This is a genomic window from Actinomyces stomatis, from assembly GCF_031292835.1.
GTDB classification, from domain to species: domain Bacteria; phylum Actinomycetota; class Actinomycetes; order Actinomycetales; family Actinomycetaceae; genus Actinomyces; species Actinomyces stomatis.
In genome coordinates, this window is sequence record NZ_JASPEP010000001.1 from 128,437 (window position 1) to 148,152 (window position 19,716).

Annotated in this window: 16 protein-coding genes; 11 read left to right on the top strand and 5 right to left on the bottom strand. The window is 65.9% G+C overall.

Annotated features, from left to right (window positions below; genetic code table 11):
- Positions 1–339: 339 nt before the first annotated feature.
- From gndA to RIV12_RS00605, 7 genes are all read left to right on the top strand, one after another.
- Positions 340–1,815, top strand: a complete 1,476-nt coding sequence (gene gndA, locus RIV12_RS00575; protein WP_075417549.1) for an NADP-dependent phosphogluconate dehydrogenase — start codon at positions 340–342, stop codon at positions 1,813–1,815.
- A 58-nt stretch (positions 1,816–1,873) separates the two neighbouring features.
- A complete protein-coding gene (pepN, locus tag RIV12_RS00580; protein WP_075417548.1) occupies positions 1,874–4,573 on the top strand; it encodes an aminopeptidase N in 2,700 nt (899 codons plus the stop codon).
- Between the two features lie 256 nt (positions 4,574–4,829).
- Positions 4,830–5,282, top strand: coding sequence for an FHA domain-containing protein (locus RIV12_RS00585; protein WP_075417547.1), 453 nt, complete (start codon positions 4,830–4,832; stop codon positions 5,280–5,282).
- Positions 5,279–6,043: a transcriptional regulator FtsR gene (gene ftsR, locus RIV12_RS00590; protein WP_178388823.1), complete on the top strand. Its 765-nt coding sequence runs from the start codon at positions 5,279–5,281 to the stop codon at positions 6,041–6,043. The genes RIV12_RS00585 and ftsR overlap by 4 nt, the downstream gene beginning before the upstream one ends.
- Positions 6,044–6,175: 132 nt before the next feature.
- The gene (locus tag RIV12_RS00595; protein WP_075417546.1) at positions 6,176–6,649 is read left to right on the top strand and encodes a DUF151 domain-containing protein; all 474 of its coding nucleotides are present in this window, start codon (positions 6,176–6,178) and stop codon (positions 6,647–6,649) included.
- Positions 6,650–6,966: 317 nt separating this feature from the next.
- Positions 6,967–7,494, top strand: coding sequence for a MerR family transcriptional regulator (locus RIV12_RS00600; RefSeq protein WP_009397704.1), 528 nt, complete (start codon positions 6,967–6,969; stop codon positions 7,492–7,494).
- Positions 7,495–7,657: 163 nt separating this feature from the next.
- The gene (locus tag RIV12_RS00605; protein WP_075417545.1) at positions 7,658–8,617 is read left to right on the top strand and encodes an aldo/keto reductase; all 960 of its coding nucleotides are present in this window, start codon (positions 7,658–7,660) and stop codon (positions 8,615–8,617) included.
- Positions 8,618–8,637: 20 nt separating this feature from the next.
- On the opposite strand, the gene RIV12_RS00610 is transcribed toward RIV12_RS00605, so the two are convergent.
- The gene (locus RIV12_RS00610) at positions 8,638–10,239 is read right to left on the bottom strand and encodes an Hsp70 family protein (RefSeq protein WP_309321538.1); all 1,602 of its coding nucleotides are present in this window, start codon (positions 10,237–10,239) and stop codon (positions 8,638–8,640) included.
- A gap of 308 nt (positions 10,240–10,547) precedes the next feature.
- On the opposite strand from RIV12_RS00610, the gene RIV12_RS00615 reads away from it, so the two are divergent.
- The 4 genes from RIV12_RS00615 (at position 10,548) to RIV12_RS00630 (ending at position 15,951) form a co-directional block, all read left to right on the top strand.
- Entirely contained in the window at positions 10,548–11,786 is a 1,239-nt protein-coding gene (locus RIV12_RS00615; protein WP_075417543.1) for an inorganic phosphate transporter, read from the top strand.
- Positions 11,783–12,028 (top strand): hypothetical protein, encoded by a 246-nt coding sequence (locus RIV12_RS00620; RefSeq protein WP_004564914.1) that lies wholly within the window; start codon positions 11,783–11,785, stop codon positions 12,026–12,028. The genes RIV12_RS00615 and RIV12_RS00620 overlap by 4 nt, the downstream gene beginning before the upstream one ends.
- Positions 12,029–12,117: 89 nt before the next feature.
- A complete protein-coding gene (locus tag RIV12_RS00625) occupies positions 12,118–13,650 on the top strand; it encodes a glycoside hydrolase family 32 protein (protein WP_075417542.1) in 1,533 nt (510 codons plus the stop codon).
- Between the two features lie 231 nt (positions 13,651–13,881).
- A complete protein-coding gene (locus RIV12_RS00630; RefSeq protein ID WP_178388822.1) occupies positions 13,882–15,951 on the top strand; it encodes a PTS sucrose transporter subunit IIABC in 2,070 nt (689 codons plus the stop codon).
- Between the two features lie 83 nt (positions 15,952–16,034).
- Here RIV12_RS00630 and RIV12_RS00635 read toward each other — a convergent pair whose 3' ends face one another.
- From RIV12_RS00635 to RIV12_RS00650, 4 genes are all read right to left on the bottom strand, one after another.
- Positions 16,035–17,063: a LacI family DNA-binding transcriptional regulator gene (locus tag RIV12_RS00635; protein WP_309321540.1), complete on the bottom strand. Its 1,029-nt coding sequence runs from the start codon at positions 17,061–17,063 to the stop codon at positions 16,035–16,037.
- A gap of 110 nt (positions 17,064–17,173) precedes the next feature.
- A complete protein-coding gene (locus tag RIV12_RS00640) occupies positions 17,174–17,797 on the bottom strand; it encodes an SGNH/GDSL hydrolase family protein (protein WP_309321542.1) in 624 nt (207 codons plus the stop codon).
- 44 nt (positions 17,798–17,841) lie between these two features.
- A complete protein-coding gene (locus RIV12_RS00645) occupies positions 17,842–18,591 on the bottom strand; it encodes an ABC transporter ATP-binding protein (RefSeq protein WP_309321544.1) in 750 nt (249 codons plus the stop codon).
- Positions 18,588–19,700, bottom strand: coding sequence for an ABC transporter permease (locus RIV12_RS00650; protein WP_309321545.1), 1,113 nt, complete (start codon positions 19,698–19,700; stop codon positions 18,588–18,590). The genes RIV12_RS00645 and RIV12_RS00650 overlap by 4 nt, the downstream gene beginning before the upstream one ends.
- Positions 19,701–19,716: the final 16 nt, after the last annotated feature.

Consider the following 19,716-nt stretch of genomic DNA (forward strand, 5'->3'; position numbering starts at 1 on the left):
GAGGTGTCTGGTCAGGGCCGCCGTACCGGCTCGAGGAACCGTGCTGGCCGCACTCGTCACTCTAGCGCCCTCGCAAGTGGCTGACCCGGCAGGGACAGGCCTGCCGTGAGCCGTTACACGTCATTCGGGGCACGTCTGAACCACGGACGCTCCTCGTGCATGAGGACTGGACGCGGTAGGGTCATCGAGGTTGACAGGTACCGGTGGGTACTCGTCGGTGTCGTGAACCGGACTGTCGACACCCCCTTGTCGTCTCCCGGAGCGCAACCAATATCGTCCGCCACCAAGGCTTGGAACCGCAGCGCCGTCACAGGGGCTGCGGCACAGGAAAGGACTTCCATGAGCAGCTTCATCCCCGCACCGGCCACAGCCGACCTCGGTGTCTTCGGACTGGGGGTGATGGGGGCGAACCTGGCCCGCAACCTGGCTCGTCATGGTCACGCGGTCGCCGTCTTCAACCGCACGCTGGCACGCACCGAGAGGCTCATCGAACGCTACGGCTCCGAGGGCGACTTCGTGCCCGCGGCCGACCTGAAGGACTTCGTGGCGTCGCTGCGTACCCCCCGCGTGGCCATCATCATGGTCCAGGCCGGAGCGGCCACCGAGGCGGTCATCGAGGAGCTCGCCGCCCTCATGGAGCCCGGTGACATCATCGTCGACGCCGGCAACACGCTCTACACCGACACCCGGCGCCGTGAGGTCTCTCTGCGTGAGCGCGGCCTGCACTTCGTGGGCATGGGTGTCTCCGGCGGCGAGGAGGGGGCGTTGAACGGTCCGTCGATCATGCCCGGCGGTACTGCTGAGTCCTACGACCGCCTGGGGCCGATGCTGGAGTCCATCTCGGCCCACGTCGACGGTACGCCATGCTGCACCCACGTCGGCCCCGACGGCGCCGGCCACTTCGTCAAGATGGTCCACAACGGCATCGAGTACGCCGACATGCAGCTCATCGCCGAGGCCTACGACCTGCTGCGCCACGTCGGCGGGTTCACCGTGGAGGAGATCGCCGAGGTCTTCCGCTCCTGGAAGGATTCCGAGCTCGACTCCTACCTCATCGACATCACCACCGAGGTCCTGTCCCACACCGATGCGGCCACCGGTGAGGCCTTCGTCGACGTCGTCGTCGACGCGGCCGGCCAGAAGGGCACCGGTGTGTGGACCACCCAGACGGCCCTCGAGCTGGGCGTGGCGGTGCCCGCCATCGCCGAGGCCACCTTCGCGCGCGCGGTCTCCTCCTCCGCTGAGGCGCGGGCCGCTGTCCAGGCCTCCGACATCGCTCCGGGGACCACGCAGGCGACCCTGACCGATCCCGAGGAGCGACGCGCCTTCGTCGACGCCGTCAAGCAGGCCCTCTACGGCTCCAAGATCGCCGCCTACGCCCAGGGCTTCGATGAGATCGCCACCGCCTCCAAGCAGTTCGACTGGAACATCGACCTGGGCGCCATGGCCCGCATCTGGCGAGGCGGATGCATCATCCGTGCCCGCTTCCTGGATGACATCACCCGCGCCTACGACGAGAACCCGGCTCTGGCCAGTCTGCTCACGGCGCCGGTCTTCGCCTCCTCCCTGGCGAGCGTGCTGCCCGCCTGGCGCCAGGTCGTGGCCACCTCCGCCACCACCGGTGTCCCCGCCCCGGCCTTCGCCTCCTCCCTGGCCTACGTCGACCAGCTGCGCTCACGGCGCCTGCCGGCCGCCCTCATCCAGGGACAGCGTGACTTCTTCGGCTCGCACACCTACCACCGCACCGACGACGTCGAGGGCGTCTACCACACCCTGTGGGCCACGCCTGAGCGTACCGAGGAGAAGTGGGACTGAGACCGACGAGGTCTTGTGCAGGCATCGACCGCGATCATATGACGCTAGATTCTGGCGCATGACGACCACTGCGCCCGCCCGCTCAGACAGCCCCACGAACCTGCGTCACGAGGAGGCCTCCTGGCGATCGTCGGTGTGCCAGGTGCCCTCCAGTCACGTGGCCGTCGACGTCTCCGAGGCCACCGCACGTCACGAGGCCGCCTTCAGCGTGCGTTGCCTGATGCGGCTGGACATCAGGCAACGCGCCGAAGGCCTCTGGGTGGACTTCGTGGGGCAGGCGGTCGACTCGCTCAGCGTCGATGGGCAACCGATCCCGGTGGCCTGGGACGGGGCCCGCATCGACCTGCCCGTCCTCGACCCGGGTGAGCACACGGTGGAGATCACGGCGCGCGGCCTCTACTCCAACTCGGGTCAGGGGCTGCACCGCTTCCACGATCCCGTCGACGGCGCCACCTACCTCTACACCCACTTCGAGCCCTCCGACGCGCGCAGGGCCTGGCCGGTCATGGAGCAGCCGGACATCAAGACCCGCTTCTCGCTGGAGGTCACCCACCCGCACGGCTGGACGATCATGTCCAATACTCGTCCGGAAGCAGGAGGATCGAGCCCCCAGACCCCGACAGGCACCGACTCCGCCTGTGAGGTGACATCCTTCGCCGCCTCCAGGCCCCTGCCCAGCTACCTCACCGCACTGGCCGCAGGCCCCTGGCACCGAGTGACCGGGCAATGGGCGTCTCCGAGCCGTCCGGGTCTGACGATCCCCTTGTCCTGGTCCTGCCGAGAGAGCCTGGCCGAGCACCTCGACGCCACCGAGCTCCTCGACCTGACCCGCGCCGGTCTGGACCTCTACGACCGCGCCTACGACTACGGCTTCCCCTGGGACTCGTACGACAGCGTGCTCGTCCCGGAGTACAACCTCGGAGCCATGGAGAACCCGGGCTGCGTCACCTTCAACGAGGACCTCTACCTCTTCCGGGGGCCGGTCACCCGCTCCCAGAGGGCCGGACGCGCCAACACGATCCTCCACGAGATGTGTCACATGTGGTTCGGCGATCTCGTGACCCCCACGTGGTGGGAGGACACCTGGCTCAAGGAGTCCTTCGCCGATCACCAGGGCACCTGGGCCGAGGCCGAGGCGGCCGGCTACACCGAGGCCTGGGTGAGCTTCGCCTCCACCCGTAAGGCATGGGCCTACCTGGAGGACTCCCGGCCGGCCACCACCCACCCCATCGTCGCGCAGGTCGACGACGTCGAAGCCGCCCGGCAGGCCTTCGACGGCATCACCTACGCCAAGGGCGCCGCCGTCCTCAAGCAGCTCGTCGCCCACGTCGGCCAGGAAGCCTTCCTCAATGCCTCGGGGCTCCTCTTCGAGTGCAGAGCCTACGGCAACGCCTCCCTGGACGACTTCCTGCACGTGCTTTCCCAGATCTCAGGCCACGATATGCACGACTGGGCCCGCGCCTGGCTCCACACCGCAGGCCCCTCGGTCATCACCGACGAGCTGGTCGTTCACGAGGGGCGGATCGCCTCCTTGACCCTGAGGCAAGAAGGAACCGACCCGGTGACCGGACAGTCCGTGCTGCGTCCGCACACGCTCGTCGTCGGCCTGTACTCCTTCGACGGGGACGGTGCGCTGGTGCGCACCCACAGGCTCCCGGTCTCCCTGGAGACCGGGAGCCTCGACGTCGCCGAGGCCGTGGGCCTGCCCGCTCCCGATCTCGTTGTCGTCAACGACGAGGACCTCACCTATGCCATTGTGAGGCCTGACGATGCCTCGCTGTCCTGTCTGATCACCTCCCTCGGCTCCCTGCGCGATCCCATGGCGCGTTCCCTGGCCTGGTCGATGCTGCACAACCTCGTGCGTGACGCGGTCATCGATGCAGCACTGTTCGTCCAGGCCGTCCTGGCGCACGCCGACGATGACACCGAGCCGAGCACCTTGACCATTCTGCTGAACCAGGCACTACGAGTCGCCAGCAGGTATGCCGGCCCGCATACGCGTCGCGCACTCCTGGAACGCCTCCTGGCCGATGACTCGACGGAGCCCCCGGGACAGAAGGATCCGGTCGTCCTGCACGGAGGGTGGGGCAGGCTCCGTGCCGCTGCGCCGGGCTCCGACGCGCAGATCGTGCGCGCCCGGGCCTGGCTGGATGCCGCCGGGCAGGCGGGGCTGCTCGGTGAGGGGAGGAGCGTCCAGGTGTCCGCACGTGTCCGCGGGATTCTGGAGGGCGCTCTGCCCGGCCTGGAGCTGGATGCCGACATGCGGTGGCGTGCCCTGACCGCCCTGGCGCAGCTGGACGCCGTTCGTGCCGGCGAGCTCGAGGCGCAGCAGAAGGCGGACCCGACGGCCAGTGGCATCACCCATCACCTGAGGGCCTCCAGCTCGATACCCCGCCAGGACCTCAAGGCCGAGGTCTTCGACCGGCTTCTGAACGACACCTCGCTGAGCAACGACCACATCGACGCCCTGGTGGCGGGCTTCGCCGTCGATGCTCATCGGGATCTGACCGCGGCATTCACTTCCCGCTACCTTCACGAGCTTCAAGGACTGTGGGCCGGGCGTGGTCAGGAGATCGCCACTCGGTTGGTCGTAGGGCTCTTCCCCGCCAGCGGGGACGAGGCGGATGCTCAGGCGGTCGAGGACTGGCTCGCGAAGCACCCCGAGGCGCCGTCGGCACTGCGCCGGCTCATCCTCAAGAGCGTTGACGACCTGAGACGTGCTCTGACCGCCCGACGTACTGGTTCAGCAGATCTGTGAGGGCCAGATCATCTCCGCCTCTGTGAGACCTTTGTCCTAGCCTGACCAACATCAATGACGGACCGTGATCCGTTTGAGACCTTTATTCGGCGCTCCCGGCCACCTCGAGGGCCTTGTCGGGCGCGTGCAGCGGGTAGGCTGCTCGTCAAACATGGAGAGCCGTGTCGTGGTGTTGACTCGACGGCGGTGCAACGAACGGTATGGTGGTCCCTGAGGCGGCGCACCGGGCGCCGCAACGAACCGAGGGGCAGGAATAATGTCGAGCAGTCCGATCGAGCAGGATCCCTCCTCCACACAGACCTTTGGGGTCGTCGACGTCGCCAACTCAGTTGACTCCCCGGTGGTGGGGCTGAGCCAGCAGGACGCCGCCGCGATCGCTGCCCTGCCGTCGGGAACGGCGCTTCTCCTCGTCCACCACGGCCCGACCACTGGTGCGCGGTTCCTCCTGGATGCTGAGGAGACGACCGTGGGACGCCACCCGCGTGCCGACATCTTCCTTGACGACGTCACCGTCTCCAGGAAGCACGCGGTCTTCTCGTCTCTGCCCGATGGTGGGTACGGGGTTCGTGACTCCGGTTCGCTCAATGGAACGTATGTCAACCGCACGCGAGTGGAGCAGGTGGCTCTTCGCTCCGGCGATGAGGTCCAGATCGGCAAGTACCGGATGACCTACCACCCCGGCCCCCAGGGCGGAGCCGCGTCTCGGTGAGCGCCGCAACCGCACGAAGCAAGAAGCGAGATGCCCCCTCCTCCTTGCTCGAGGCCTCTGAGCGCCCGGCAGGCGAGACCTGGCCCCGCGGCATCTCTCGAGAGCCTGTGATGAAGATCGGGCAGGTGGTGGATCTCCTCAAGGTGGAGTTCCCGGCCCTGTCGATCTCCAAGGTTCGTTATCTCGAGGGCGAGGGGCTCATCAGTCCTCACCGTGTCGGCAACGGTTACCGTCGCTATTCGCAGGCGGACTTGGAGCGTCTGCGCTATGCCTTGGCTGTGCAGCGGGACGAGTACCTCCCGTTGCACGTCATCCGTGACCGTCTGGCGCTCCTGGACGCCGACGTCGAGGCCCCCGCACCACAGCCCGTTGCCCGGGTGGTCGCCCGGGATGGTCAGATCGTCGACGACGGCCCCATGGACCTGGAGGCTCTCCTGGCCCACTCCGGCGCCAGTGAGTCTCAGATCGAGGAGCTCGTCGCCGTTGGGCTCATCAGCCCCGATGTCCGTGGGCGTTACAGCCAGCAGAATCTGAGGACCGTGCGCCTGGCCATGGAGATCACCCGCAAGGGAGTGCCTCTGCGCAACCTGCGTGCGGTGCGAGCCTCGGCTGAGCGGGAGGCGGACACGATCGACCAGGCAGTGGCCCCGCGCCGGTCGCGGTCGCGTAGCGCCGGTGAGGAGACGGCTCGGGAGCTGGCCGAGCTCGTCGCGGACCTGCACACGATTCTGCTGCGTCGCGCCGTGGATGCGCTGGGCTGAGGGCGAGTGCACGCACGCCCGGTAGGCGGTCGCCTGGCCGGGCTGTTTTGTATCGACAAAGGTCAGCGTGCATCGTGTGCGTGTTCCTAGGACAGGGATGACCGCCTCCCGTAGGGTTGGAACGTGCCATTGATGCAGTTGGTGGGTGTCAGATCCACCGATCCTGATGACGGCTTGGTCGCCGTCCTCGTGGAGGACGGAGGGCCGGCGATGCTGGCCATCCCGGTGACGGCGCACGAGGGGCTGGTTCTGCAGGCTCACGGCTCACACAGATCGCCGTCGTGGCCCAGGCTTCTCGATGACGTCGTCGAGGCATTGGGTGGTCGCATCGGGCGTACTGAGCTCGACGTCGACGATGACGCGCGCATCGTCGCCCGGCTCGTCGTTGAGACTCCTGCCTGTGCGAACCAGGTGATGACGGTTGCCTGTACTCCGGGGGAGGGGCTGCTTCTGAGTGGTTACCATCGGTTTCCGGTGCATGCCAGCAGGTCGCTGACGCGCCTGAGAGCTGTTGATCTCAGCGACGACCATGGCGCCGAGCGGCTTGCGCAGTGGCAGCGAACGCTGTCGGAGACCGATGACCTGGCCGACGACACGCGGGACTGATGTGACTCGTGTGACTGATGTTGTGATCTATGGCACGTGTTGTCAGTGTTGTGTTACCGGTGATCTGGCTCCATCGCAAGGAATTGTCGACACGTGCGTGCAGACCGTTGACCTCAGCTGGAGATTCATGCCTGACGGCACAACGAGTTGGGGCGTGCCCTTCGTTGAGCATCGCCTCAACTGGCCCTATCGTGGAGCCGTGGCCGCACGAGGCGGGCCGCCGCGCCAGTTTCAGGTGCGTGTTCTTCCGGTGACAGGAGCAGGTCGTGAGCATGAATGAAGCCAGTGCGATAGCAAGGCCTCAGCGTACTCAGGGCATGCTGTTCGGCGACCCGTTGCCGCAACTCGATGCGGACTCGGGCTACCGAGGGCCGGTGGCCTGCCGTGCCGCCGGTATCACGTACCGCCAGCTCGACTACTGGGCGCGCACCGGACTGGTCGAGCCGTCGATTCGGAGCGCCAAGGGATCGGGCTCTCAGCGGCTCTACTCCTTCCGCGACATCCTGGTCCTCAAGGTCGTCAAGCGCCTCCTGGACACCGGGGTCTCGCTGCAGCAGATCCGCACGGCCGTCAGTGCCCTCCACTCCCGCGGCGTCGAGGACCTGGCCTCCATCACCCTCATGAGCGACGGCGCCTCGGTCTACGAGTGCACCTCGGCCGATGAGGTCGTTGACCTGGTCGCCGGCGGCCAGGGCGTCTTCGGTATCGCTGTGGGGCGGGTATGGCACGAGGTCGAAGGAGCGCTGGCGGATCTTCCCGTCGATCACGCCCAGGCGCTCGGGACGCCGCTGGTCGAGGATGAGCTGGCCAAGCGTCGCGCCGCCAAGCGGCAGCAGGCCATCTGAGCGCCGCGAGACGCGCACCATTCAACTGCTTGTTCGCCGAGGCTGGAACCCGTCGTGACGGTTCCAGCCTCGAACGTATTCTGGCTTCGTCAATTCGACTCATGACAGGGTGGATGCCGCCGCGGTGCGGCTTTCCGGTGTCGCTCTCAAACCAGGAGGCAAGATGACTGGAGCTCCAAACCGTACCCTGGCCGACCTGCGGATCAGCCCCATTGGCCTGGGAGGCAACGTTTTCGGCTGGACGGCTGATGAGGCGACCTCCTTCGATGTACTGGACGCTTACGTGGATGGCGGTGGGAACCTCATCGACACTGCCGACGGATACTCCTACTGGGCCCCGGGGAACTCAGGAGGGGAGTCGGAGACCGTGATCGGAGCGTGGCTCGCCTCGCGCGCTGTCCGTGAGCGCGTGGTTCTGGCCACGAAGGTCTCCACCAAGCCCGACCGTCCAGGTCTGAGCGCGGACAACGTCCGCCGGGCGCTGGAGGAGTCGCTATCGCGTCTGCGCACCGACGTCATTGATATCTACTACGCCCACTTCGACGATGAATCCACTCCGCTGGAGGAGACAGTCTCCGCCTTCGAGGAGGCCCGCCTCGCCGGCAGGATCCGGCATGTGGGACTGTCCAACTACACGCCCGAGCGCATCCGGCAATGGTTCTCCATAGCCGACTCCCAGGGGGTCGCTCGGCCCATCGTCCTTCAACCCCACTACAACCTTCTCCACCGAGACGATGTTGAAGGCCCGGGCGCCAGGGGAGAGGTGGCGGCCGAGCTCGGCATGGGTCTCATGCCCTACTTCGCCCTGGCTGCCGGTTTCCTCACAGGAAAGTACCGCAGAGATGAGCCGATGAGTGGCGACCGAGCTGGAATGGTCGCTGATTACCAGCGGCCGGAGTGCTATGACGTCGTTGAAACCGTCGCCAGAGTGGCGGCGGATCACGGAGTGGAGCCCGCAGCCGTAGCACTGGCCTGGCTGCGTGATCGTCCCGGTGTCACTGCTCCGCTGGCCTCAGCACGCGATCTGAGTCAGCTGCGGCCGATCATGGACGCTCTGACTCTCGAGATCAGTGACGAGGAGACCCAGGCGCTCACCCGGGTCTCCGACGCCGCTCGCTCCTGACCCGCTGCGGGGGCCGGCGTCTACTGGGCGCGCCTGCCCAGAACGTAACGGCGGCTGTATCCGTCGGTGAGGTCGGTGATGGTGACGCGAACCAGACCGGCCTCATCGACGCGGTAGTGCTCCTGAATCCGCGGACCGTGATCGCGTCGCTCCACCGAGTAGTTCCTCAGCTCCTGGTCGTCGACGTCCCGCAGCGAGACCTCGAAGGGGAAGACGATGTCCTGATAGGGAGCGATCTCGCCGCGAGGCTCACCGCCCTCGTCGACACCGGCGCACTCCACGAAGCGGTACCAGCCGATGTTGTGCGCTGCATCGTACTCGCGGGTCAGCACCGTTCCCTCCCGGCCACCGGGTGAGGCCTGGACGGACTCGGGACTGAGGATCGCGTCGAAGGTGAGACGGTGCCCGCCGTCGGCCTCGCGGAAGACGCCGAAGCCCCGGGAGAGCCGGTCAGTGAGGTCGTAGTCGCTGGTGCGGTCCGCCGCGATCGCCAGGCCGATGGCGGTGGAGGCCCCAGGGTAGGGGGAGCGGTGAACCCGACGACCGAAGCGCTCCCGCAGGAGCCTGGGCACCAGAGGGAGACCGGAGGCGCCGCCGACCAGGTAGACGCCGGCGATGTCAGTCAGGTCCGGGCTCCCATCGTCCAGCCTGCCCACCAGTGGCGCCATCGTGCCCAAAGAGCGCTCAATGAGCGGTGTGCAGGTCTGGTACAGGTCGGCCACGGGCAGGACGACGTCCTGACCCCTCAGGACGATGAGCACTCGACGGCTCTGAGGAGTGAGGTGCTCCTTGGCGTCCCGGCACTGGTCCAGCAGGTCGTCGAGCTCGGTGGGGGAGAGGTCCTCCTCGGTGATACCCGCTGCGCTCAGGGCCATCGTGGCCATGAGCAGGTCGACGTCGTCACCGCCCAGGTCTCCCAGGCCGTGAGAAGCCAGCACCTCGTGAGAAGTGCCGACGACGTCGACCAGGGAGGTGTCGAAGGTGCCGCCACCCAGGTCATAGACCAGAACCCGGGTGCGTCTGGAGGAGACGGTGGTCGCCTTGCGATGCGTGTACTCGAATCCGGCTGCACTGGGCTCGTTGAGCATGGCGGCGACACGGAAGCCGGCCTGCTGGAAGGCCTCAAGAGTCAGGAGGCGTTGGGCCCCGTAGGCGTGGGCAGGAACCGCGACAACCACTCGAGTGCGTGCGATGTCGACGCCCCGTTCAGCGAGCTCTGCTTCAAGGTGACGCAGGTAGCTGGTGAGAACCTCCAAAACGGAGAAGGTCTGGTCTCCCAGCCGCACCGGTGTCGAGGCCGTCAACGTGGGGGAGGCCAGGACCCGTTTGAGGCTGCGCAGCAACGGAGCCCCGTGATGGGCGGCCCGCCTGGCAGCGAAACCATGGACGAGCACACCTTCGTGCAGTGCTGTCAGTGAGGGGATGAAGTCGTGCTCGTCGCCGTGCTCGTCGGTGAAGCTGATAACGGGGTAGTTCCCCCGATCAGCGCGTGCGACGACGGTGCGTGTCGTCCCCAGGTCGATGCCCAGATCGATGTCTGTCGCCGACTCGGAGTCGATCCCCTGGTCGGGGAGGGTGCCGCTGCTAATGCTGTCCAGGCTCTTCGTGGTGTCCGCTGCCATGCGGTGACCCTATCGTGACGGACCCCTCCTTCTGGGCTAAGCCACCACGTCAAGGGGTACTTGAGGAACGTGACAATTGGCTCAGCGGCTTTGCCCCCGAGATGGGACGAAAGACCGTGTTGCTGGGTACTGGACATGACGGGCTTATGGGATGCCGGGAACCGGTGAGAAGCTCGTATGCGATTGGTTAGGCAGCAGGGGGGTCGGCGGGTAACAATACTGGTGGGTTGCGCTCACGCGACCCGGGCCTCCGCAGCCGCCTGCCAGGGCGGTCGAGAGGGTCACCCAAATCTCCCATCGGGAACGGTATGAGCACCATTCTCTTCCTCGTGATCGTTGTCGTCGTGACGGCCCTCGTCTTCGACTTCACGAACGGTTTCCACGACTCGTCCAATGCGATGGCGACGTCGGTGGCGACAGGCGCCTTCACACCCAGAAGAGCGGTTCTGGTCGCCGCCGTGCTCAATGTGATCGGCGCCTGCCTGTCGACAGAGGTCTCCAAGACGATCTCTCATGGGATGTTCGATGACACGGTGATCGAGGCGGCGCCGGCCATGATCTTCGCTGGTCTGGCCGGCGCCATCCTGTGGAACCTGGCGACCTGGTTGTTCGGACTGCCGTCGTCGTCGTCCCACGCGTTGTTCGGGGGACTCATCGGAGCGGTGGTGGTGGCCGCCGGGGTCCAGGGAGTCCATTGGGGGACGGTGATCTCTAAGATCATTCTGCCTGCCGTCATCGCTCCGGTTGTGGCCGGGGTGGCGGCAGCGCTGGCCACCGCACTGGCTTACCGCATCGCGCATCCGACCAACCCATACTCCGAGAGGCTCTTCCGCAACAGTCAGCGGGTCACCGCATCGCTGGTGGCCCTGTCCCACGGCACGTCTGACGGGCAGAAGACCATGGGGGTCATCACGCTGGTGCTCGTGGCCGGCGGCTACCAGGAGGCCGGTACCGGCCCCCACTGGTGGGTCATCGCCGCAGCGGGCCTCGCCATCGGGCTGGGCACCTACTCGGGCGGGTGGCGCATCATGCGCACCATGGGGCGTGGTCTGGTGCATGTTGAGGCGCCGCAGGGCTTCGCGTCCGAGACCGCCTCGACCGTGGCGATCCTGGCCTCCTCCCACCTGGGCTTCGCCCTGTCCACCACCCACATCTGCACCGGTTCGATCCTGGGCTCAGGGATCGGCCGGGGCACCGAGGTGTCCTGGAGGACTGCCGGCAAGATGGGGATCGCCTGGTTGGTGACGCTTCCGTGCTCAGGCCTGGTGGGGGCCGCCACGTCCTATGTCGCAGTCAAGGGCGGGGTGCCGGGGACGATCGTCGTCATCTGTCTGCTCATTCTCGGAGCCCTGGCCATCATCCGGCAGGCGGGGCACAACCGGGTGGATTTCTCCAACGTCAATGACGCCTCCGAGGTCGTCGTCGTCAAGCAGGATCCAGAGCTGGGACGTGCTCCGCTGACGCTGGACGAGGTGCGTTCCGAGATCGTCAACGGCGCGACGGACCAGGACAGTACGCATCGGATGACGACAGGATCCATGGCATGACCGGTATGGCGATCGACTGGGGCTCGCTGGGGCTGGTGGCGTCAGTGACGGTACTGGGCACCGCCTTCATCCTCACCATCTGCTCGCTGGCGGCTCGCATGCTGGCCACTGTGCACGCCAAGCACGAGGCCGGCGAGGTCGAAGGGGTGCGCCTGGCTCAGGTTCTGGCAGGCGTCTTCATCGCCATTGCCGCCGTGATCGCGCTGTTCGGTCTGTGGCTCATCGTCCCGTACTTCCACTGAGCACCCGCTCATTCACACTGCCCTTTCGCGGCGGGGCATCCACTGAGAATCGCCCCAGTACACGATAGTGGTCCTGCTAACATCACATCGTGACTGAGGACCTCAAGGACCTGGCCCTGGATGCGATTGCTGCGTCTGTAGCGGCTGATGACCCGGACTACCCGCGCTTCCACGTCGTCCCACCGGTGGGGCGACTCAACGACCCTAATGGGCTGCTGGTCGACGGCGACACCTACCACGCCTTCTACCAGTTCAGTCCCTTCCACCCTCACCGCAAGCTGGTCTACTGGGGGCACTCGTCCTCGACAGATCTCCTGCACTGGCGTCACCATGAGCCCGCCATCATCCCGGACTCGTCCTACGACCGCTCCGGTGCATACTCCGGCAACGCGATCGTGTTGGAAGGGGCTGAGCTCGACGGCGCAGCCGCTCAGGCCCCCTACCACCTCTTCTACACCGGGAACCTCAAGGACCCCGTCACCGATGAGCGCACCGCCAGCCAGTGCCTGGTGACCAGCGGCGACCTGACCGACTTCACCAAGTGGCCCGGCAACCCCCTCATTCCCACCCACGCCGAGGGCTACACGGCCCACTACCGTGACCCGCAGGTCTTCAGGGATCCTGACCGGCCGGGGGAGTACCGAATGCTCATCGGGGTCCAGCGCGTCAACGAGACCGGTGCCGCAGTGCTGTACCGTTCCCGGGACCTGGTCTCCTGGGAGCTCGAGGGAGAGCTGAGCTTCCCCGGGGCGGGAGGCACCTTCGACTCCTTCGGGTACATGTGGGAGTGCCCCGGCCTGGTGCGGCTGAAGGACGAGGACACAGGCGAGGACTGGGACGTTCTCATCTGGTGCCCACAGGGCATCAAGCCCGGCCGGGAGGGCTTTGAGAACATCTTCCCCTGCGTCTACACGGTGGGTCGTCTCGTGGGTACAGAGCTGCGAGAGACCGGCGGGGTCTTCCACGAGGTCGACCGGGGCTTCGAGTTCTACGCCCCTCAGATCTTCGCCCGGTGCCCCTCCGAATCGGGGCCGGTGCTGCTGACCGGGTGGGCGGGCAACGCCTCCGAGGACGATCAGCCCTCCATCGAGACCGGGCAGTGGGTCCACGCCCTGAGCATTCCTCGGATGCTGAGTCTCAAGGCGGGTCGGCTCATCCAGCGCCCTGCTGCCTCGCTCCCGTATGACGCCGGCGAACCGGCACTCGTGGGTGAGCGCCTGAAGGATGGCCGCTATGAGGTCGACAACCTGAGTGGGCACCGCAGCTGGCAGCTTCGCCTGGAGGCCGACACTGAGCGGACCACGGGGCCGTGGGGACTGCGGGTCGGATCGGATGACTCGCACGTGGACATCACCCTGGACGGGCAGGTGCTCCGGGTGGATCGCTCCACCTCCCGCTATACCCAGCACGGTTCCATGCGTGCAGTGACACTTCCTGAAGGATGTGAGCCGGTGCTGGAGATCATTCACGACCGCTCGCTGACCGAGGTCTTCGTTGGCGACGGGGCGCTGGTCCTCACACTGCGCAGCTTCGTCGACATCAACAGCTCGGGAACGCGGCTGATGGTGGAGGGGAGTCTCGCGCTGACAACCGGCAGCACGAGGACTTTCATGCCGTCCTGAATTCTTCTCAACCTCGCGCCATGACAGGAGAAAAAGGCTCCTGAGCAGGGCGAGGACAGGAAATTGACCAGGCCCCTCTCTCCGGTTGCAGGGTGCTCTAACTCACTGTAATGTGACGATCGATTGACACAGGTGTGGCCGCAGGGAGTCAGCGATGTTCCCGACCGTTGGGTTTCCCCGCCCTCCCAGCTGCTGCGGTCCCATCACGAGAAAGGAAACCCTCGGGTGGCAATGGATCACGCCCGCGTGGCGAAGGATGTCCTGACGTATGTCGGTGGCGCCAACAACATCAACGCAGCGGCGCACTGCGCAACGCGCTTGCGTCTCGTCCTCAATGACATGGACAAGGTCGACCAGAAGGCTCTTGACAAGGACCCCGATCTCAAGGGCACCTTCATCGCAGGCGGTATGTTCCAGATCATCGTGGGACCGGGAGACGTCGACCTCGTCTTCTCCGAGATGATCCAAACCGGAGGGGTCAAGGAGGTCTCCAAGGACGAGGCCAAGGAACAGGCGGCCAAGAGCGGCAACCCGCTCTCCCGCTTCATCAAGGCAATTGCGGACATCTTCGTCCCGCTGCTTCCGGCCCTGGTCGCCGGTGGTCTCATGATGGCGATTCACAACGTCCTCACGGCCGATTTCTTCACCGCGTCCTCCTTCGTCACTTCGGACAACCCCACTGGCGCCTACGGGCTCGTCGACAGGTTCTCGTGGCTCGCCGACTACGACGACGTCATCAACCTCGTCTCCTCGGCAGCCTTCGCCTTCCTGCCGGTGCTCGTCGGCTTCTCCGCAGTCAAGCGCTTCGGTGGCAACGTCTACTTGGGCGCGGCCATGGGCGCCGCCATGGTCTCCACCCAGCTGACCAGCGCCTACGAGATCGAGACGGCTCGGCAGGCCGGCACCATTGAGGTATGGCACCTCTTCGGCCTGACCGTGGACAAGATCGGCTATCAGGCCATGGTCATCCCCGTCCTATGCGTCTCATGGCTACTGGCATACATCGAGAAATGGCTCCACAAGCGCCTGTCCGGGACTGCTGACTTCCTGCTGACCCCGCTCATCACTCTGTTGGTGACCGGCTTCCTCACCTTCGTTGTCGTCGGTCCTCTCGCGCGCGAGCTCTCCGACGGCATCACCAACGGCCTGAGCTGGCTGTACACGACCGCTGGACCGGTGGGCGGTTTCCTCTTCGGCATGGTCTACTCCCCAATCGTGGTCACCGGTCTGCACCAGTCCTTCCCCGCGGTGGAGCTGCCCCTCATCGCGCAGATGAGCAGCGGCGGTCCCGGCTCCTTCATCTTCCCGATCGCCTCCATGGCCAATGTCGCCCAGGGGGCCGTGACCCTGGCGGTCTTCTTCCTGACCAAGGACTCCAAGATGAAGGGTCTGGCCGGTGCTGGTGGTGTTTCCGCGATCGTCGGTATCACCGAGCCCGCCATCTTCGGTGTCAACTTGCGTCTGCGCTGGCCCTTCTTCATCGGGATGGGCGTGGCCTCCCTCGGGGGTGCGGCAGTCGCCCTGCTCGACATCCATAACCAGGCTCTGGGTGCCGCCGGATTCGTTGGTTTCGTCTCGATCGTTCCCGACGACATCGTCAAGTACCTCATCCTCGAGGTGATCGTCTTCATCGCTGCCTTTGGCGCCGCCTTCGCCTACGGCACCACCCGTGGAAAGGCATCCCTGGCCGGTGACGACGTCGGTGAGGGGGATGAGGCAGCCCTGGAGGCCGAGGCCATGGCCGAGCACGCCGAGACCGTCGAGCTGCCCGCTGAGGCCGCCGAGGACTTCACCGTCACCGCACCGATCCAGGGGCGCGCGATCCCGCTGTCCGAGGTGGAGGACCAGACCTTCGCCTCCGGCATGCTCGGCCCGGGCATGGCCATTGCTCCCGCCGAGGGGCCGGTCGTCTCACCGGTCGACGGCGAGGTGCTTGTGGCCTTCCCGACTGGGCACGCCTATGGCCTGCGGGCCGCCAGCGGAGTCGAGCTGCTCATCCACGTCGGCATGGACACCGTCCAGCTCGAGGGCAAGCACTTCAGCCCGAAGGTCAAGGCCGGTGACAAGGTTCTGCGCGGCATGCCGCTGGTGGACGTCGACTGGGCCGCCGTCGGTGCCGCCGGCTACCAGACCGTCACCCCGATCGTCGTCTCCAACGCCCAGGGCTACGAGGGTATTGAGCAGCACGGTGCTGGGACGATCCACCGGGGCGAGGCCCTCTTCGACGTCCTGCGCAAGACCGACGACTCCGATGACGACAAGGAGAGCGCTCAGGCCGATGCCGCCCAGTCCAATGCCTGATCTATTCAACGACGGTTTGTGACGCAGATAGTCGTGGGCCCCGACCATCAAGGTCGGGGCCCACGACTATCGTCAACGGCTCACTAGGTGGTACGGCCGGACAGCAGCCTCACCGGCATGGGGGAGGGGAGTCGCTGCTCCTTCCACGGCTCGCTCGGCTGCTTGTTCTCCGAGGAGACAGCGGTGGCCGACTCGATCCGGTTCAGGAGCAGGTCGACAGCTGCTCGTGCCAGCTTGGCGATGGGCTGCTGGATCGTGGTCAGTGCCGGCAGGGCGTGCTGCATGGCGATCGTGCCGTCAAAGCCGATCACCTTGAAGTCGTCCGGAATCCTCAGGCCGCGCTCGGCCGCCCACTCCATCACTTGTGCGGCAGCGAGATCGTCGGTTGCGAAGACCGCGTCGATGTCGTCGGCGACGAGGTCGAGCCGCTCACGGATGAGACCGGGGCGCTCGCTATTGGGCGTGTTGAAGTCGACGGTCAGGACCACCGGCTCGATACCTGCCTGCTGGAGCACCTGGCGGTACCCCTTCTCCCGCAGGTTGTGGATTCCGGTGCGAGACGTCAGCAGGGCCGGGCGGCGCGCCCCGCGCTTGAGCAGGTGCTCGGCGGCGAGTCGGCCGCCGGCCTCGTTGTCGCAGCGGACGTTGGGAACGATGGGGGAGAGGTCACGATCAACACTGACCAGGGGCAGGTGAATCGAGCCGTAGTCGGCCATGCCGTCGTTGTGGGCGCTGGAGATGATGCCATCGACCCGGTGGGAGACGAGCAGGTCGAGATACTCACGCTCCCGATCCGCCTTGCCCATGGAGTTGCAGACGAATGTCCTGTAACCATGGTCTGCGAGGAAGTCCTCGACATGTTCGGTCAGCTCACCGAAGAAGGGCAGAGCGACGGTGGGGACGATCAGCCCGATCGAATGCGTCGACTTGCCGTGCAGTGCTCTGGCGATCTGATTGGGACGATAGTTGAGCTGCGCGATCGCCTCGGCCACCCGCTCCCGTGTCTCTTGGGAGAGGTAGCCGCGGTTGTTGAGTACGCGGGAGACTGTAGTCAGCGAGACGCCTGCAGCCTGGGCAACATCAGCCAGTGTGGGTTCGCGGTGTGACTCCACGAGTGGGTCCTCGAGCTCCTTAGTCGGTCACGGTGAGTGCGATCTGCTGTCAAGCATATGCCTCGAGGGGGTCATTGCCCAACTGACCTGCGTAAACATGGGTGGAAGTGTTACGTGTCGGGCAGGATCTCGGCATAGAAGGAGATCATGGCGCGGGCCATCTGGGCGTGTCCGGCGTCGTCGGGGTGGATCTGGTCGATGGCCAGTCGGTTCTCGTCACCGTTGATGGCTGTGCTCAAGGCGTCGGTCGAGGTCAGGCCCAAGGATGTCGCCTTCTCATGAACGAGGCGGTGGATGGCCTGGAAACGTGGACCGACCTCCAGAGAGGGGAAGTAGGGTGCGATGATGACCGGCGCACCCCGCAGACGTGAGGAGATGAAGCTGAGGTCGTGGTCGATCGCCTGCTCGACCAGCTCACGCTGAGAGGGGAGGAAGGCGGCGTCGTTCAATCCCAGGCTGATCGTGACGACGTCGGGCTCGCAACGCAGAACCGCTTCCAACCAGGTGGTGTCACGGCACGACGGCGAGCGCTGCCCGCCGGGCAGATGGCCCCCGCGTCGCGCGAAGAACCCCAGGCCGTCCGTCGCCAGGTTCACCTCCCGCCACCGCTGATGCTCGCACACCAGGGAGGTCCAGCGATTGCGGGGATGGCTCAGGGCTCGCCACCCGGTGGTGACGGAATCGCCGAGGAAGACGGCAGTGGGGAAGTCACTGGAGTTCGGGATCGTGGACACGGCTACCGACTGTAGTTCTCCATGCTGGGAGGAACCAGCGCGGCTCAGCGGTCATCATCCAAGCCGCCTTGTCCGAGGTCGTCCTTGGTCGTGTCCTGCTCCGTCAGGACACCGTCGTGCATGACCAGCACCCGATCACATACGGGAAGCAGCCGCTCGTCATGAGTGACCATCACCGTTGCCTTGCCCAGCTCATGGGTCTGCTCCGCGAGGAGATGGGCGACGTCCTGGGCCCGCCGGGTGTCCAGTGCGGCGGTGGGTTCGTCCGCCAGAATGATGTCTGGGTCGTGGTAGAGCGCCACCGCGATGGCTGCGCGCTGACGCTCACCTCCGGAGAGCTCGGAGGGGTAGGCGTGGGCGCGCTTCATGATGCCGAGCGAGCCCAGAAGGTGGTCCCGTCTGTCGGTGTCGCCCTTCGTTCGTGCCGCTCGGTCGTGCAGGCAGAACTGGTCGTTGAGCCTCAGGAAGGGAACCAGTCCCGAGGCTTGGAGAACGAAGCCGATGCGCTCAAGTCGAAGCCTGGCCCGTTGCTTCTCCGGCAGGTTGGAGAAGGGCTGCCCAGAGATCGTGACGGTGCCGCTGGAGGGAGTACGCAGGCCGCCCATGATGGTCAGGAGCGTGGACTTTCCTGAGCCGGAGGGGCCCAGGATCCCCACCAGCTCACCGGTGCGCAGCGTGAGGTCGGTGCTGCGCACCGCGTGAACAGTCTCATCGCCCTGACGGTAGTCCCGGGTCACCGACTCCAGGGACATGACGGTGGCTGCCGCTTCGTCCGCTGTTCTTGACGGGGTCATGAGATGGCCTCCACGGGGTCGATGCGGGAGATGACCCGTACTGAGATGAAGCCGCCGATGACCGAGACGGCGATGAAGGCCGTGACGATGAGAAGGTCCAGAAGGACGGAAATCCTGAAGGGCACGGCACGGGGGAGGACCAGGGACGTCGCTATCGTCAGAAGCAGGCCGATGCCGATGCCGGCGATCGACAGCACGAGGGTCTGGGCGCAGCCGGAGCGGATGAGGTAGCTCGTGGGCACGCCGCGTGCTTTGAGGATGCCCAGCACTGGCCTTTTCTGCAGTGTCAGCACATAGATGAAGATGCCCAGCACTGTGGAGGCGATGATGATGAGCGAGCCGATCATGAGGCTGAAGGTGAGTACCTGGGCCGAGTAGCCGGGGAGCGTGCGAACGAGCTCCTCGGTGGTGAGGATCTTCAGTCCCGCGTCCTCAGCGGACTGCATGGCCTTGTTGTCCGTGGTCAGGTCGGAGGTGAATACGACGGCGGAAACGGCGGGGGACAGGCTGGCGGGGCCGTACCGGCTCAAGGCCCGGCTGTCCAGGGTCACGATAGGAGCCGCCTGGAAGGTGGTGTCATGGGTGAATCCGACAATGGTCCAGTCGTGATCGGATCCCAGCAGTCGAATCGTGTCGCCGACTGTGAGCCCCTTGGCCTTCAGGGAGTCGTCGATGAGGGCCTCGCTATCGGGGTCGGAAATCGCTCGTCCGTCGGCCACAGATGGACTGAGCCGCCCGTCCAGATCGATTCCAAAGGCGAAGACGTCTTCTCGCAGGGATTGGCCATCCTCGTCTGTGACGTCTGGCGCCTGAGCGACAGCGGCGGTGCTCATCAGGGAAGACGCCACGGTTCCGTTGTCCTTGGCCAGGTTCTTGGCTGCGCTCAGCTGCTTGTCGCTCAGGCGTGAGGCGGAGAGGTTCTCGTTGGAGGCGTCGGTGACGGCGACGCTGGCGGTGTTCCAGCCGTCGATACCGGCGCGGTAACGGTGAGCAAGACCCACAGCCAACGAAGCCAGGAAGAATGTGAGATAAGCCACCAGCGTGATGACGGAGATGATGAGCGTGAAGCGCACGGGTTCGTGGCGAATCTCGCGCAGCGCTAGGAACAATGGGGCTCCCTGAGGA

Excerpts from the sequence above, each read along its gene's own strand:
- pepN (WP_075417548.1), top strand. The coding sequence starts at position 1,874 with ATGACGACCACTGCGCCCGCCCGCTCAGACAGCCCCACGAACCTGCGT.
- RIV12_RS00605 (WP_075417545.1), top strand. The coding sequence starts at position 7,658 with ATGACTGGAGCTCCAAACCGTACCCTGGCCGACCTGCGGATCAGCCCC.
- gndA (WP_075417549.1), top strand. The coding sequence starts at position 340 with ATGAGCAGCTTCATCCCCGCACCGGCCACAGCCGACCTCGGTGTCTTC.
- RIV12_RS00600 (WP_009397704.1), top strand. The coding sequence starts at position 6,967 with ATGCTGTTCGGCGACCCGTTGCCGCAACTCGATGCGGACTCGGGCTAC.
- RIV12_RS00630 (WP_178388822.1), top strand. The coding sequence starts at position 13,882 with ATGGATCACGCCCGCGTGGCGAAGGATGTCCTGACGTATGTCGGTGGC.
- RIV12_RS00615 (WP_075417543.1), top strand. The coding sequence starts at position 10,548 with ATGAGCACCATTCTCTTCCTCGTGATCGTTGTCGTCGTGACGGCCCTC.
- RIV12_RS00585 (WP_075417547.1), top strand. The coding sequence starts at position 4,830 with ATGTCGAGCAGTCCGATCGAGCAGGATCCCTCCTCCACACAGACCTTT.
- RIV12_RS00645 (WP_309321544.1), bottom strand. The coding sequence starts at position 18,591 with ATGACCCCGTCAAGAACAGCGGACGAAGCGGCAGCCACCGTCATGTCC.
- RIV12_RS00610 (WP_309321538.1), bottom strand. The coding sequence starts at position 10,239 with ATGGCAGCGGACACCACGAAGAGCCTGGACAGCATTAGCAGCGGCACC.
- RIV12_RS00595 (WP_075417546.1), top strand. The coding sequence starts at position 6,176 with ATGCAGTTGGTGGGTGTCAGATCCACCGATCCTGATGACGGCTTGGTC.
- RIV12_RS00620 (WP_004564914.1), top strand. The coding sequence starts at position 11,783 with ATGACCGGTATGGCGATCGACTGGGGCTCGCTGGGGCTGGTGGCGTCA.